17 protein-coding genes and 1 tRNA gene are annotated in these 12799 nt (G+C 71.2%); 9 read left to right on the top strand and 9 right to left on the bottom strand.

Translation table 11 applies throughout. From position 1 onward, the window contains the following. Positions 1 to 7: 7 nt before the first annotated feature. A complete protein-coding gene (locus HUW46_RS25065) occupies positions 8 to 643 on the top strand; it encodes a nitroreductase family protein (RefSeq protein WP_215541268.1) in 636 nt (211 codons plus the stop codon). Here the strand turns inward: HUW46_RS25065 and HUW46_RS25060 are convergent, their stop codons facing one another. The 3 genes from HUW46_RS25060 to HUW46_RS25050 all read right to left on the bottom strand — a co-directional run bounded on the left by HUW46_RS25060 (position 644) and on the right by HUW46_RS25050 (position 2274). Next, positions 644 to 1180 carry a GNAT family N-acetyltransferase gene (locus tag HUW46_RS25060; RefSeq protein WP_215541267.1) on the bottom strand — a complete coding sequence of 179 codons (537 nt, stop codon included), beginning with the start codon at positions 1178 to 1180 and terminating at the stop codon, positions 644 to 646. It abuts the gene before it with no gap. A 70-nt stretch (positions 1181 to 1250) separates the two neighbouring features. After that, entirely contained in the window at positions 1251 to 1586 is a 336-nt protein-coding gene (locus tag HUW46_RS25055) for a hypothetical protein (RefSeq protein ID WP_215541266.1), read from the bottom strand. Beyond that, the gene (locus tag HUW46_RS25050) at positions 1573 to 2274 is read right to left on the bottom strand and encodes a 2OG-Fe(II) oxygenase (RefSeq protein ID WP_254124888.1); all 702 of its coding nucleotides are present in this window, start codon (positions 2272 to 2274) and stop codon (positions 1573 to 1575) included. The genes HUW46_RS25055 and HUW46_RS25050 overlap by 14 nt, the downstream gene beginning before the upstream one ends. A 69-nt stretch (positions 2275 to 2343) precedes the next feature. Here HUW46_RS25050 and HUW46_RS25045 point away from each other — a divergent pair, with 69 nt between their 5' ends. Next, positions 2344 to 3585 carry an RNA polymerase sigma factor gene (locus tag HUW46_RS25045; RefSeq protein ID WP_215541264.1) on the top strand — a complete coding sequence of 414 codons (1242 nt, stop codon included), beginning with the start codon at positions 2344 to 2346 and terminating at the stop codon, positions 3583 to 3585. A gap of 14 nt (positions 3586 to 3599) precedes the next feature. Here HUW46_RS25045 and HUW46_RS25040 read toward each other — a convergent pair whose 3' ends face one another. After that, complete coding sequence (locus HUW46_RS25040) at positions 3600 to 4421, bottom strand: class I SAM-dependent methyltransferase (RefSeq protein ID WP_215541263.1); 822 nt, start codon at positions 4419 to 4421, stop codon at positions 3600 to 3602. Between the two features lie 77 nt (positions 4422 to 4498). Here HUW46_RS25040 and HUW46_RS25035 point away from each other — a divergent pair, with 77 nt between their 5' ends. Genes HUW46_RS25035 through HUW46_RS25020 form a run of 4 tightly spaced genes read left to right on the top strand, consistent with a single transcriptional unit; the run spans position 4499 to position 7033 of the window. Next, positions 4499 to 5092: a TetR/AcrR family transcriptional regulator gene (locus HUW46_RS25035; protein WP_215541262.1), complete on the top strand. Its 594-nt coding sequence runs from the start codon at positions 4499 to 4501 to the stop codon at positions 5090 to 5092. 44 nt (positions 5093 to 5136) lie between these two features. After that, positions 5137 to 5769 (top strand): type IV toxin-antitoxin system AbiEi family antitoxin domain-containing protein, encoded by a 633-nt coding sequence (locus HUW46_RS25030; protein ID WP_215541261.1) that lies wholly within the window; start codon positions 5137 to 5139, stop codon positions 5767 to 5769. 2 nt (positions 5770 to 5771) lie between these two features. Further along, positions 5772 to 6524, top strand: a complete 753-nt coding sequence (locus HUW46_RS25025) for a nucleotidyl transferase AbiEii/AbiGii toxin family protein (RefSeq protein WP_254124887.1) — start codon at positions 5772 to 5774, stop codon at positions 6522 to 6524. A gap of 41 nt (positions 6525 to 6565) precedes the next feature. Further along, on the top strand, positions 6566 to 7033 hold the full coding sequence (locus HUW46_RS25020) for a GNAT family N-acetyltransferase (RefSeq protein ID WP_215541260.1): 468 nt from the start codon (positions 6566 to 6568) through the stop codon (positions 7031 to 7033). A gap of 9 nt (positions 7034 to 7042) precedes the next feature. Here the strand turns inward: HUW46_RS25020 and HUW46_RS25015 are convergent, their stop codons facing one another. Beyond that, the gene (locus HUW46_RS25015; RefSeq protein ID WP_215541259.1) at positions 7043 to 7909 is read right to left on the bottom strand and encodes a sigma-70 family RNA polymerase sigma factor; all 867 of its coding nucleotides are present in this window, start codon (positions 7907 to 7909) and stop codon (positions 7043 to 7045) included. A gap of 87 nt (positions 7910 to 7996) precedes the next feature. Between HUW46_RS25015 and HUW46_RS25010 the strand changes: the two genes are divergently transcribed. Together HUW46_RS25010 and HUW46_RS25005 are read left to right on the top strand one after the other, a co-directional pair. After that, positions 7997 to 8761: an SDR family oxidoreductase gene (locus tag HUW46_RS25010; protein ID WP_215541258.1), complete on the top strand. Its 765-nt coding sequence runs from the start codon at positions 7997 to 7999 to the stop codon at positions 8759 to 8761. Between the two features lie 8 nt (positions 8762 to 8769). Continuing rightward, complete coding sequence (locus HUW46_RS25005) at positions 8770 to 9195, top strand: nuclear transport factor 2 family protein (protein WP_215541257.1); 426 nt, start codon at positions 8770 to 8772, stop codon at positions 9193 to 9195. 31 nt (positions 9196 to 9226) lie between these two features. On the opposite strand, the gene HUW46_RS25000 is transcribed toward HUW46_RS25005, so the two are convergent. The 4 genes from HUW46_RS25000 to HUW46_RS24985 all read right to left on the bottom strand — a co-directional run bounded on the left by HUW46_RS25000 (position 9227) and on the right by HUW46_RS24985 (position 11018). After that, a complete protein-coding gene (locus HUW46_RS25000; protein ID WP_215541256.1) occupies positions 9227 to 9634 on the bottom strand; it encodes a DUF6188 family protein in 408 nt (135 codons plus the stop codon). A 27-nt stretch (positions 9635 to 9661) separates the two neighbouring features. Next, a tRNA-Thr gene (locus tag HUW46_RS24995) sits at positions 9662 to 9737 on the bottom strand. A gap of 26 nt (positions 9738 to 9763) precedes the next feature. Next, positions 9764 to 10408 (bottom strand): enoyl-CoA hydratase-related protein, encoded by a 645-nt coding sequence (locus tag HUW46_RS24990; RefSeq protein WP_215541255.1) that lies wholly within the window; start codon positions 10406 to 10408, stop codon positions 9764 to 9766. Continuing rightward, a complete protein-coding gene (locus HUW46_RS24985) occupies positions 10401 to 11018 on the bottom strand; it encodes a TetR/AcrR family transcriptional regulator (protein ID WP_215541254.1) in 618 nt (205 codons plus the stop codon). The genes HUW46_RS24990 and HUW46_RS24985 overlap by 8 nt, the downstream gene beginning before the upstream one ends. Positions 11019 to 11226: 208 nt before the next feature. On the opposite strand from HUW46_RS24985, the gene HUW46_RS24980 reads away from it, so the two are divergent. Further along, positions 11227 to 12762 (top strand): threonine/serine ThrE exporter family protein, encoded by a 1536-nt coding sequence (locus HUW46_RS24980; RefSeq protein WP_215541253.1) that lies wholly within the window; start codon positions 11227 to 11229, stop codon positions 12760 to 12762. Positions 12763 to 12799 lie beyond the last annotated feature (37 nt).

Here is a 12799-nt window from a genome sequence, read left to right as displayed (position 1 = left end):
CGGGCCCATGACGCCCGAAGAGCTGCTGACCACCACGCGTGCCGTCCGCAAACGCCTCGACTTCGACCGGCCCGTCCCGATGGAGGTCGTCGAAAAGGCGCTGACGATCGCGTTGCAGGCGCCGAGTGGGTCCAACCGCCAGGAGTGGCAGTGGCTCGTGGTCACCGATCCCGCGCAGCGCGCCCGCATCGGCGAGCTGTACCAGCGCGCGTGCCGGTCCTATTTGGACTCTTCGGGGGCGGCGGGCAAGCTGTTCGCCGACGACCCCGCCCGCGCGGCCGTGCAACGGCGTGTCGGCAGCAGCGTCGAGTACCTCGCCGACCGGATGGGCGACGTGCCCGTGCTCGTCATCCCGTGCCTGCAAACGCGCCGCGCCGAACTACCCGCTGGGAACCAGGCGGGGTTGTGGGCCTCGCTGCTGCCCGCCGCGTGGAGCTACATGCTGGCGGCGCGCTCGCTCGGCCTCGGCACCGCGTGGACGACCCTGCACCTGGCTTACGAGAAGGAAGCCGCCGAAGTACTGGGCTTGCCCGACACCGTCCACCAGGCCGCGCTGATCCCGACCGCCTACTACACCGGCGACGGCTTTAAGCCCGCTAAACGTCAACCGCTGTCCGAGGTCCTGCACGTCGATCGCTGGTAGCTAGTCCCAGTTCGAGGCAAGGATGACGGCGTGCCCGGTCCCGTCGTCGTCCTGGCCGTCGAGATCGGCGCGGCGGACTAGCCCCGCCGCGATCGCCGTCCGCTGCGACGCGACGTTGAGCCGTTTCGTCCGCGCGACGATCGGCGTGCCGGGGAAGTGCTCGAGTCCCATGGCCACCGCGTGCTTGGCCGCCTCCGTCGCGAGCCCCCTGCCCCACGATTCGGGGCCGAACCGGTAGTAGAGGTTCAGGATCGGCCTGTCCCGCCATTCGGCGTGCCGGAGCCCGGAGAAGCCGATGACGCTGCCGTGGAACTCGACGGCCCAGTAGCCGAAGCCGTAACCAGTCCAATGATCGAGCCAGGCCTGCAACTGCTCGCGGCTCTGCTCGAGGTTCGCGTTCGGCCCGGCGGGGTTGAAGCGGTTCGTCGCGGGGTCGGCGTGGATCCGGTGCACCTCGTCGGCGTCGTCACCGCGCGGGCGCCGAAGGACCAGCCGTTCGGTCGCGGCGGCGGCGAAAGCCGCTTCGACAGCGATCACCGACCCATCCTATGCAGGGCGCGTTTAGCGGGCTAAACGTTCCCGAGACCCTGCCGGGCGCCGAGCGCGGTTAGCCCGCTAAATGCAGGCCACGGCGCCGCGGCAGGAAGAGGCGGTGGGTACGGGCCGGGTCCCAGCCGGTCGAGCGGGCCAGGCGGTCCACCATGCGCGCCCAGCCGAGACCGTCGGCGACCACCACCCACGCGTCGGGGCCGCCGCGGGTGAACCGGCGGGCGTGCCGCAGCCAGGACGCCGCCTCTTCCGGCCAGTCGACGACGGCGAGCACGATCCCGTGCCAGCTCGCCGCGAACTCGGCGGCCGCGGCCTTCGACGGCGCGTCTCGGCTCGAACCGATCGTGATCGCGACCGCGCCCCGCAGCGCCGCCGGCACCTCAGGCCGCGTCATGGAAGACCAAGCCCAGCGTGTGCCGGAGGCCCGACCGAACCGCGCTCACGCCGTGCCGCACCGGCGCCGCGGACCACCCGCGTGCCGAGCGCACCGGCCGGTCCCGCGTGGTGAACACGAGCCCGCTTCCCTGCGGCAGCACGGTCGCGGTGCCGCGCGACTGCGCCCTCGGCCGCTGCTCGACGAGCAGGAACTCGCCGCCGGTGTAGTCCTTTCCGGACTCGTCGAGGCCGATCACGACCTGCAGCGGGAACACCAGATCGCCGTAGAGATCGCGGTGCAGCGCGTTCCAGTCACCGGCGCCGTAGCGCAGCAGGATCGGCGTCGGCCGGGTCTGGCCCGCGGCATGGCAGCGCTCCAGCCATTCCTCCAAAGTCTCCGGCCACACCTCCGCCCAGCCGAGCCGCCGTGCCCAGTCACGGACGATCGGCAGCAACCGCGGGTAGAACGCCTCCCGCAGCTCGCGCACCGGATCCGGCACCGGATAGCCGAAGTACCGGTACTCGCCCTGCCCGAACCGGTACCTGGCCATGTCGATCGTCGACCGGAACCGCTCGACCTCGTGGTACCACCCGGCGATCTCGCGGCATTCTTCCGGCGACAGCACCGGTTCCGTGAGCGCGCAGCCGTACTCGTCGAGCTCCTTCGCCAGCGTGTCCCAGTTCGTCGCGTCCACACGTTCCCTCATACCTCCCGACAGAACCATTGCCGCGAGCCGATGTCCGGCGGGTTTCGGACGCGGCGCTACCTTCCTGACATGGACGTCGAAGCCGCGGTCGCGGCGGCCTTCCACGAGGAATGGGGTCAGGTCGTCGCCACGGTGATCCGGTTGACCGGCGACTGGGACCTCGCGGAGGAATGCGCTCAGGAGGCGTTCGCCGCGGCGTTGCAGACCTGGCACCGCGACGGCGTCCCCCGGCGCCCCGGCGCCTGGCTCACCACGACCGCCCGCAACCGCGCGAACGACCGGCTGCGCCGCGAAGCCGTCGGCGTGCGGAAACTGCGGGAGATCGCGGCGCTGCCCCCCGAGGAGGACGAGCCCGACGACTCGCCGGTCCAGGACGACCGGCTGCGCCTGATGTTCACCTGCTGCCATCCCGCGCTGCCGTTCCCCGCCAGGATCGCGCTGACGCTGCGCACGCTCGCCGGGCTGACCACGGGCGAGATCGCGCGCGCGTTCCTCGTCGAAGAATCCGCGATGTCACAACGGCTCGTGCGCGCGAAGCGGAAGATCCGCAACGCGGGAATCCCTTACCGCGTACCGCCGGCGCACCTGTTGCCCGAACGGCTGTCCTCCGTGCTCGGGGTGCTGTACCTGCTGTTCAACGAGGGGTACTCGGCGACGGACGGCGCCGAGCTGGTTCGCCGGAGCCTGAGCGACGAGGCGATCCGGCTCGCGCGGGTGCTGACCGAGCTGATGCCGGGCCAGCCCGAAGCGGACGGACTGCTCGCGCTCATGCTGCTGCAGCATTCACGGCGTGACGCGCGCGTCGATGCCGATGGCGTGCTCGTCCCGCTCGAAGACCAGGACCGGACGCGGTGGTACGCGGGCGAAATCGCCGAAGGCACCACCGTGCTCGACGCCGCGCTCCACCTCGGCAGGCCGGGGCCGTACCAGGTGCAGGCCGCCATCGCGGCGTGCCACGCGACGGCGGCCGAAACCGACTGGCCGCAGATCGTGGTGCTCTACGGCGAACTGCTGAAGGTGCTGCCGTCACCGGTGGTGGAGCTGAACCGGGCGGTCGCGATCGCGATGGCGCACGGCCCCGGCGCCGGGCTCGCGGTGGTGGATTCGCTGGCGGAATCCGGCGGGCTCGACGGCTACCACCTGCTGCCCGCGACGCGCGCCGATCTCCTGCGCCGTCTCGGACGGCACGACGAGGCCGCGGCCGCCTACCGCGACGCACTGGGCCTCGCGGGCGCCGAGGCCGAACGCGCCTACCTGCGGCGGCGGCTGGCCGAAGCCGAATCCCCCGGCGAGCCGCCTGCCTGCAGTTAGCGGGCTAAACGCGCTCAAGGAACCCGCGTCGCGGTGACCACCACCGTCGAGTAGCGCATCGTGAAACTGCCTCCCATGGCGTCGACGGCGGCACCGGCGCCGTCGAGGAGCTCCGCCAGCTTGTCCGGCGGGAGCAAGGTCAAACCGCCGGACGTGGGCAAGTGGTCGAGCCACTCGTCACGGGTGTAGGTCCGCTCCCAGTCGAACCGCCACTGCTCCGGCTCGCTGAACGCGCCCGTCCCCCTGATCCCGTCGGCGGCCTTGGTCAGCAGCGGCTGGTACCGCTCGACGGCCGACTTCGTCCGATCCTCTTCCCTCACCGGCCTGGCGTCGGCAGGCGCGATCCGCCGGTAGGCCTCGGCGAAGGCGTCCGCCAGCTCGGGCGGCGGCTCGAACACGTGCCAGAACGGCGCCAACCGGCCGCCGGGCCGCAGCACCTGCGCGGCTTTGGCCGCGCCGGCGACCGGATCGACCCAGTGCCACGCCGTCCCGGCGACGACCGCGTCGAACACCCGGCCTCCGGGTTCCCAGGCTTCGATGGTGGCCACCTCGACCTCCAACCCGTCGCGCCGGGCGAACTCGGCCATCCGCGCGTCGGGTTCGACACCGAGCACCGTGCGGCCCGCCGCCCGGAACTGCCTGGCGGCGATGCCGGTGCCGCAGCCGACATCGAGGAACTCGGGGCCGGGGCTGGCGGCGACGATCCGCTCCACCATCGCGTCCGGGTAAGGCGCGCGGGTCCGGTCGTAGCGTTCGGCGTCCGTTCCGAACGATTCCGCGACGTGCCTGGCTCGATGAGCTTCAGGAGCGGGTTGCTCCGGCGTATTAGTGGGCATGCGCCCACACTAGTGGGCACCTGCCCACTCGGGAACCGGGTGGTGGTTCGCGATGAGCGAAAAGGAGAATGCGAAGCATGCCGACAGGGGTCCACCTCCGCGACGCGCGCAAGCAGCTGTTCGACGCCGCCGAACGGATCCTGCGCCGCTCCGGGCCGAACGCGCTGACCAGCAGGGCCGTCACCACGGAAGCGGGCTGCGCCAAAGGCGTGCTGCACCGGCACTTCACCGATTTCGACGACTTCCTCGCCGAGCTCGTCCAGGACCGCATCGCGCGGCTCGACGACGAGGCCGCCGCACTGCGCGAGGCCGCGGGAACGGACACCGTCGCCGACAACCTCACCCGCGCGCTGACCGCGTTGTTCGAATCGGTGGCCGTGGCGATCGTCAGCCTCATCGTCTTCCGGGACGAACTGCGCAAGCGTTTGCGCCGCACGACGCCGACCGGTATCCCGCTCGTCACGGAGGCCGCCGCGATGATCGCGTCGTACCTCGCCGCCGAGCGCGAACTGGGCCGCATCGCGGCCGACGCCGATATCGACACCCTCGCGCCCACCCTGATCGGCGGCGGGCACCTGGCGTTCGCCGACCGCGGCAGCGGGCCGCCCGCCCCCGAAGACGTCCACCGGATGGTGACCACGGTGCTCGCCGGCGTCCTGCGAGATGCTTGATCAGTGGCACGAGCGTAGGCTTCAACCCTACGGAGGTGACGCTGATGACGCGCACGCCTGCTCCACCGCCGCCCGAACTCACGCGACGCCTGACCCGCGTGCTCCGGCCGCAGGACGCCGCGACCGTCTACACCCATCCGCGCCCCGAGTTCGCTCGGCTCACCAAGACGGGCGCCCTGCACCGGATCGCGACCGGGTACTACGCGATCGTCCCCAGCGACCGGGTCGGGCAGCACTGGTTGCCGGAGCTCGAAGCCGCCGCGGCCGGGGTCGCCGCGGCGGACGAGGGCGTGGACACCGTGGCGCTGATGGGACTGTCGGCCGCGCGGGCGCACGGCGCGATCCCGCGCGCGCTGGCCGTCGCCACCGTCGCGGCCGGTCGGCACCGCCGCCCGCTGCGCCTCGCGGACCGGGACGCGACCGTCCTGTTCGCCCGCCGCGCGGTACCGGCGCTCGACGTCGAACGACGCACGGGCGAACTGGGTCCCCACTGGGTCACCACCGTCGAGCAGACCGTCCTCGATCTCGCCGCGCGACCGGGATTCGGCGATCTGCCTGACGAAGCGCACGCCGCCGTGCGCGCCCTGCTTCCCCGCGCCGACCGGGAAATCCTCGACGAACTCGCCACGGCACAACGGCGACGAGCGGCGCTCGACCGCGCACTCGGAGAAGGCTGATCGTGCTCGACCCCGACGAAGAACTCGCGATCGCCGAACGGTTCGGCGTGGCCCGCGCCCAGGTCCGGCGCGATCACCTCATCTCGCACCTGCTCGCCGTGCTCAGCGCGCACCTCGCCGACGAGGTGCTGTTCTTCGGCGGCACCGCGCTCTCCCGCAGCTTCCTCCCCGACGGGCGGCTGTCCGAGGACATCGACCTCATCGCGCTGGCCAAGCGCGACGAGGTGGCCGATGCGCTCCAGCACGCGGTGCGCCGGGGAACCCGCCGCGAGTTTCCCGGCCTCACCTGGGAACCAGCCCTGACCGAAGTCTCCGACGTCGATCCCGCCGTCATCCGGCTGCCCGACGGGACCACGGTCAGGGTGCAACTGCTCCGGCGCACGGGATACCCGCCGTGGCCGACCGAGCGCCGCGACCTGGTTCAGCGCTACTCGGACGCGGCGCCCGCCGAGCTGACGATCCCCACGCTCGAATCGTTCGCCGCGTGGAAGACCGCCGCGTGGGTGGACCGCGCCGCGCCACGCGATCTGTTCGACCTCTGGCTCCTCGCCGGACTCGGCGCCCTCGACCAGGGCGCCGGCGCGCTGTTCAAGCGGTTCGGGCCGGTCAACCGGGTCCCCGGCCCCGAGTTGTTCGCCACCGGCGTCGACGAGGAACGGTGGCGGCGGGAGCTGTCGGGGCAGACGCGGCTCACCGTGACCGCGGAAGAAGCACGCCTGACCGTGGCCGGTGCCTGGGCGCGTTTAGCGGGCTAAACGCGCCCAGCGGGCATCGCGGGCGCGGCAGAATGGCGGGCATGGCCGATACCGTGATCCGCCCCGCCACCGATGCCGATCTCGGCGCCGCCGCCTCGCTCCGCTGGGCTTGGGTGCTCGAGTACGGGGTGACGCCCCTGATCGAGCGCGACGAGTTCATCGCGCGCTTCACGGACTGGGCGCGCCAGAACTCGTCATCGCACCGATGCATCGTGCTGGCCAGGGGCGATTCGGTCGTCGGCATGGCCTGGCTGGCGATCACCCCGCGCGTGCCGACGCCGTTTGCGCTCGAACGGGCGTCGGGCGACGTGCAATGCGTCTACATCACGCCAGGCGAGCGAGACAGCGGGCACGGCGGCGCACTCATCGAGACCGTCCTCGAACTCGCGAAGGAGCTTGAGCTCGAGCGCGTGACCGTCCACTCGACCGAACGCGCGGTGTCCGCGTACGCCCGGCACGGATTCGACCACTCACCACACCTCTTGCAGGCGAAGCTCGGCGACGGCTGACGATCGCGGTCAGCCGAGCACGGCGAGGTCCAGTCCGCGAAGCCGGTCCGGGTCCGCGATCACGTCGACCGCGGTGATCCTGTCCTCGCTGAAGGTGAAGCTCAACGCCAGGAACAGTTTCCCGCGCGGCGCCATCACGAGCCCGACGGATCCGTTCACCAGCGCCGGTTCGGTGACCCGGATCCGTGGCGACGCGAGCAGCGCGCCCTTGGCCACGTCGCGGACGCCGCGGAGCGTGATCGGTGCCGGGCTGGGCCCGGCCTGCCGGTCGGCGTGGAGCTCCACGTCCGGGTCGAGCAGTGCGAGCAGCGCGTCGAAATCGCCGCCGCGCGAAGCAGCGAGGAAAGCGTCGACGACGCGGCGTTGGCGAACGAGGTCCGCTTCGGGTGCCGCCTCCCCGCCTCGAACCCGGCGGCGGGCGCGGCTGGCCAGTTGCCTCGCCGCGGCCGGAGTCCGCTCGATCATCGAGCCGATTTCGTCGAACGGGACGGCGAACAGATCGTGCAGTACGAAGGCGAGCCGTTCGGCCGGGGTCAGCGTGTCGAGCACCACCAGCAGCGCCAGCCCGACGGAATCCGCGAGCACCGCTTCCTGCTCGGGGTCGACGCTCTCAACGCCAGCCTCGGGCCCGTCGAGCGGATCCTCGCGCCGCGACGCGCGCGAGCGGAGCATGTTGAGGCACACCCGGCCGACCACCGTGGTCAGCCACCCGGCGAGGTTCTCGATGCCCGCGGTGTCCGTGCGGCTGAGCCGCAGCCAGGCTTCCTGCACGGCGTCATCGGCCTCGCTCGCCGAGCCGAGCATCCGGTAGGCCACCGCACGCAGGTGGCTCCGGTTCTCCTCGAAACGGTCCGCCAGCCAAGCGCGTTCGTCCACGGTCACATTCCTCTCTCGCGGGGTGTCATCGAAGTAGACCCCCGGAACCCGGCCGATGTGACCGGGCGAAACGAGTTCGGAGAGATCATGACCCACACCATCCTGGTCACCGGCGGCACCGGCACGCTCGGCAAGCGGGTCGTCCCGCTCCTGCGCGCGGCGGGCCACCGGGTGCGCGTGCTCAGCAGGCACCAGCGCGGCGCCGACTACGTCACCGGCGACCTCGTTGCGGGAGAAGGAATCCAGGCCGCGGTGGCCGGAGTCGAGATCGTCGTGCACCTCGCCGGCGGCCCCAAGGGCGACGACGTCGCGGCGCGCAACCTGGTCCGGGCGGCGGCGGGCGCCGGATCGGTGCGGCACCTGGTGTACATCTCGGTCGTCGGCGCGGACCGCGTCCCGCTCGGCTGGTTCCGGACCGCGCTCGCGGCGGAGCGCGCCGTGACCGGCTCCGGCCTGCCGTACACCCTGCTGCGCGCCGCCCAGTTCCACGAAATCGTCTTCGGCATGCTGGAGAAGATGGCGAAACTGCCGGTGATCCCGAATCCAGGCGGACTCCGCCTCCAGCCGGTCGACTCGCGCGACGTGGCGGCAAGACTCGCGGAACTGGCACTCGGCGCGCCCGCGGGCCGAGTGCCCGACCTGACCGGTCCCGCTGTGTACAAAATGGACGAACTCATTCGTGGATACCTTGAAACGCAAGGAAAACGCCGCCCACTGCTGCCGATCAGGATCCCTGGGAAAGCGGGCCGCGCTTACCGCGCCGGTGAGAACCTCGCCCTCGAAGGAACGGATGTGGGCGAGCGAACCTGGGAAAACTTCCTGGCGGACAAGGACTCGGTCGCCACGCGATAATGGGTGGCATGCCGACAAGTCACCGCGCCATCGAGAATCTCATCGCGACCTACGCCGAACTCGTGGACGACGGTGACTTCACCGGCCTCGGCGCCCTGTTCGCCGACGCGACCTTCATCGGCGGCGGCGAACCAGCGCACGGCCGCGACGCGGTGGAGAAGATGTTCCGGGACACGCTGATCACCTACGACGACGGCACGCCGAGAACCCAGCACGTCACCACGAACACGATCATCGAGGTCGACGAAGACGCGGGCACGGCGACCTCGCGCGCGTACTTCACCGTGCTGCAGGCGTTGCCCGGCGGCCCGCTCCGGACCATCGCCTGCGGCCGATACCACGACCGTTTCGCGCGCACGAACGGCGAATGGCACTTCGCCGAACGCCGCGCGCGAGTCACCCTGACCGGCGATCTGAGCCAGCACCTGCGTTGATTCTCGCTCACGAACGCCTGAGGCACCGCGATCAGGAATCCGGACCCCAGTACGCCACCCCGCCGCCGGGCAACGCGACGAAGCGCGCGCCCGAATCCGCCGTGATGTTCCAGGATTCGTAGTCCACGTCGGGATCGGCCGAGATCCGCCAGCCCGCGTCCAGGTCCAGTTCCAGCCGCCCGTCCTTGAAGACGTGCAACCGGCGCGCGGGACGTCGGAGCAGTCCCAGCACCGGCGCCAGTCCGGCTGGTTCCTCCGACGGGTCCAGGAACCAGCGGGCGCCGGGGCCGTCGAGTGCGAACGTGCTTTCCACCGTCAGTTCGAGCGAGCCGCCGGGGCGGGTGAGCACGAGCGCGACCGACCAACTCACCTTCATCAGGGAGAGTTCCGTGCCGAGCACGTCGAGTTCCCAGTGGTCCCCGCGGTCGACGTCCGGCACGATGCTTGAGTCCTGGGAAGGGCGAGATGGAGCCGGCAAGGGGGCTCGAACCCCTGACCTTCTGTTTACAAGACAGATGCTCTACCAGCTGAGCTATACCGGCCTAGGCCGACACATGCTAGCAACCGGCTAGCCCGCGTCCCGCAGAGCGGCCGCGGCGGCGCCGAACATGGTGGTCTTGATAGCGCCGAGCGTGCCGGGGTCCTTGCCGGCGAGTTCGGCCGCGCGGGCACGGGCGCGCGGCAGGAAGTCTTCGGTGGCTTCGTCGACGACGGCGAGCGCGGCCGCCTCTTCGCCGCCGAGGCGACGGCCGGTCGTCATGGTTGAAATGGCCGCGGCCGGGGTGAGCTTCGCCTGGACCAGCGCCGCCATGCCGGGGGTGAAGGGCAGCCGGATGTCCACCTCGGGCAGGCAGAAGTAGCCGCGTTTAGCCCGCGAAACGCGGAAGTCGTGGGCGAGGGCGAGCATGGCGCCGGCGCCGAAGGCGTGCCCGTTCACTGCGGCGACCGTGGGCACCGGCAGGGTCAGCACGCGCGCCAGCAGGGCCTGGACGTCGCGCACGTACCCGCCGACCGACGAGCCGTTCGCGGTCATCCATTCCACGTCGAGGCCGTTCGAGTAGAACTTCCCGCCGCCCACGGTGACCAGCGGCGCGGGTGCCGCGACCACCTTGTCCAGCGCGTCGGAAACCTCGTCGAGCCACGATGGGGAGAACCGGTTCTCCCCATCGCCGAAGTCGAGGACGTGCACGTCTTCGGTCCGCAGTTCAGGCATGGCGCTCCTTCGGTAAGGGCACGGCGAGCACGGCCAGGACGGCCGTCTCGAGTCGGTCGCGGGCATCGGTGCCGACCGGGCCGGGCAGCTCCAGCGAGCGCCGCAGCAACGCGGTCGGCAGGTCGACCACGCACGCGGTCATCGCCTCGACGGCGCGCGCGTCGTGGCGGCCCCAGTGCGCGTCGGCGAGGCGTTTGAGCAGCGTGACGACTTCGCGGTCGAGCGCGACCAGTTCGTCGGCGAGGGTTTCGGGCAGGTCGGGTCCGAGCAGCGCGTCGCGGCGGACGAACAGCAGCAGCCTCGCGGCGGCCGGGTGCCGGTCGGCGAAGTCCGCGGGCGTGCACGCGGCGGCGACGGTGGCCGCCGCGGAGTCGGGCAGCGCCGCTTCGGCGCGTTCTGCCTGCGAAACGAGGAAGCGGCGCGCCGCGCGGAGCCAGGTCCGGCCGAGCAGCGCGGGCAGCGAGCCGAACGCGTGGTAGAGCGAGCCGTTCGACACCTCGGCACTCGCCGCGAGGGTCCGCAGCGTCACGCCCGCGGCACCCCGTGCGGCGAGCAGCTCTTCGGCGACGTCCAGCACGTGGTCGACGTCGAGCAGGCGCGGTCTCGGCATGTCCGAATTCATATCAGAGCAAGCGCTCCAAAACCTCGGACGAGTGATCTTCCTCTCCCGGAAACCCCGCCAGACCAGCGCTGAGCCGCCATGACGACAACGGGTGACGATCACTACATACTTGTGGTGGACGCCACAGATTCGGTCGTGCAACGGTCGGAGCGAGCGCGTCGATGGTCCGGGCGAGGACGAAGGAGGTGGACGACACATGAAGATCAACCAGCGCGCCAAGGGGCCTGCCAACAAACGGCGCGCCTGGCGGATTCTCGAGGCCCCGGAAGAAAAGCCCGGCGCTGACAAGTCACCGGCGGGCCGGAAGAGCAGAGAGAAGCACCGCGGCCACGAGCTGCGGCGCCGCGCGTGGCACATTCTCGAAGCGCCTACCGGCGAACAGCCCGTGGTCGAAAGCGACGCGCTGCACGGACCCGCGCTGCCCGACGACTCCACCGTCAACTTCGTCCTCGACCTCGCCCTGCGGATCGGCGAGGTGCAGATGTCGAGCGGCGCGGGCGCTTCGGACGTCACGGCGACGATCATCGCCATCACGAACGCGCTCGGCCTGCCGCACTGCGAGGTCGACGTGATCTTCACGTCGATCACCGTCACCTGTCACCGCGGCACCGACATGAACCCGGTGAGCGCGTTGCGCGTGGTGCGGTCCCGCAGCCTCGACTACAGCAGGCTCTCGGACACCGAGCTCCTCGTCCGGCAGATCACGCGCGGCAACATCAGCGCCGAGGAGGCCTACACCGAACTCCAGCGCATCACGCGCGCGGAGCACCCGTACCCGCGCTGGGTCGCGACGCTCGCGTGGGGCGGGCTGGCCTTCTTCATCACCCTGCTCATCGGCGGCACGATCGACGTGGCGCTGGTCGCGCTGGTGATCAGCGCGGTGATCGACCGGATCGGGCGCGTGCTCAACCGCTACGCGCTGCCGTTCTTCTTCCAGCAGGTCGTCGGCGGGGTGGTGGCCATGGTCTCCGCGCTCGCGATCTCGTCCTCCGGCCTGATCACCGAGGACAAACGGACGCTCGTGGTAGCGGCGGCGATCACGGTGCTGCTGTCCGGGCTGTCCACGGTTTCCGCCGTGCAAGACGCCATCACCGGATACAACGTGACGGCGGCCGGCCGCACCATGGAAACCGCGCTGATGAGCGCCGGGCTGATCGCGGGCGTGGTGCTCGCGCTGAAGATCGCGGTCAAGCTGGGCCTGCCGCCGACCACGCCCGAGGTGCCGCCCTACAGCCCGCAGCTCCTGCCGGTCACGATCATCGGTGGCGCGGGGGCGGCGGCGTGCTTCGCGCTGGCCAGTTATTCGCGGCTGCGGGCGACGCTGGTCTCCTGCGCCGCGGGCGCGATCGGCGCCGCGGCGTACGGGTTGCTCATCCTCGGCGATTTCGAAGCGGTGGCCGCGTCGGCAGGCGCGGCCACGCTCGTCGGGTTCTGCGGCGGCGTCCTCGCACGGCGCCTGCGGGTGACGCCGTTGGTGGTCGCGGTGTCCGGGATCACGCCGCTGCTGCCCGGCCTGTCCACGTACCGCGGGCTGTACAACCTCGCGGTCGACCCGTCGACGAACATTTCGACGCTGATGACCGCGATCGCGGTCGGCCTCGCGCTGGCCGCGGGGGTGGTGCTGGGCGAGTACCTCGCGCAGCCGGTGCGCACCGGGCTCGGCAGGCTCGAGCGCAAGCTGGCCGGGCCGCGCATGGCCGGACCACTGGATCAGGGGAGAAGGGTGGACTAGCTCACCCGCATTCGGGCACTCAGGCGGATAGTGTCGT

Origin of the sequence: Amycolatopsis sp. CA-230715, assembly GCF_018736145.1 — a bacterium.
GTDB lineage: Bacteria > Actinomycetota > Actinomycetes > Mycobacteriales > Pseudonocardiaceae > Amycolatopsis.
Note: the sequence above shows the minus strand (reverse complement) of the source record. Positions and strands in the feature narration are given on the sequence as shown.

Excerpts from the sequence above, each read along its gene's own strand:
- HUW46_RS25065 (WP_215541268.1), top strand. The coding sequence starts at position 8 with ATGACGCCCGAAGAGCTGCTGACCACCACGCGTGCCGTCCGCAAACGC.
- HUW46_RS25055 (WP_215541266.1), bottom strand. The coding sequence starts at position 1,586 with ATGACGCGGCCTGAGGTGCCGGCGGCGCTGCGGGGCGCGGTCGCGATC.
- HUW46_RS25050 (WP_254124888.1), bottom strand. The coding sequence starts at position 2,274 with ATGAGGGAACGTGTGGACGCGACGAACTGGGACACGCTGGCGAAGGAG.
- HUW46_RS25045 (WP_215541264.1), top strand. The coding sequence starts at position 2,344 with ATGGACGTCGAAGCCGCGGTCGCGGCGGCCTTCCACGAGGAATGGGGT.
- HUW46_RS25040 (WP_215541263.1), bottom strand. The coding sequence starts at position 4,421 with ATGCCCACTAATACGCCGGAGCAACCCGCTCCTGAAGCTCATCGAGCC.
- HUW46_RS25035 (WP_215541262.1), top strand. The coding sequence starts at position 4,499 with ATGCCGACAGGGGTCCACCTCCGCGACGCGCGCAAGCAGCTGTTCGAC.
- HUW46_RS25030 (WP_215541261.1), top strand. The coding sequence starts at position 5,137 with ATGACGCGCACGCCTGCTCCACCGCCGCCCGAACTCACGCGACGCCTG.
- HUW46_RS25020 (WP_215541260.1), top strand. The coding sequence starts at position 6,566 with ATGGCCGATACCGTGATCCGCCCCGCCACCGATGCCGATCTCGGCGCC.
- HUW46_RS25010 (WP_215541258.1), top strand. The coding sequence starts at position 7,997 with ATGACCCACACCATCCTGGTCACCGGCGGCACCGGCACGCTCGGCAAG.
- HUW46_RS25005 (WP_215541257.1), top strand. The coding sequence starts at position 8,770 with ATGCCGACAAGTCACCGCGCCATCGAGAATCTCATCGCGACCTACGCC.
- HUW46_RS24990 (WP_215541255.1), bottom strand. The coding sequence starts at position 10,408 with ATGCCTGAACTGCGGACCGAAGACGTGCACGTCCTCGACTTCGGCGAT.
- HUW46_RS24985 (WP_215541254.1), bottom strand. The coding sequence starts at position 11,018 with ATGCCGAGACCGCGCCTGCTCGACGTCGACCACGTGCTGGACGTCGCC.
- HUW46_RS24980 (WP_215541253.1), top strand. The coding sequence starts at position 11,227 with ATGAAGATCAACCAGCGCGCCAAGGGGCCTGCCAACAAACGGCGCGCC.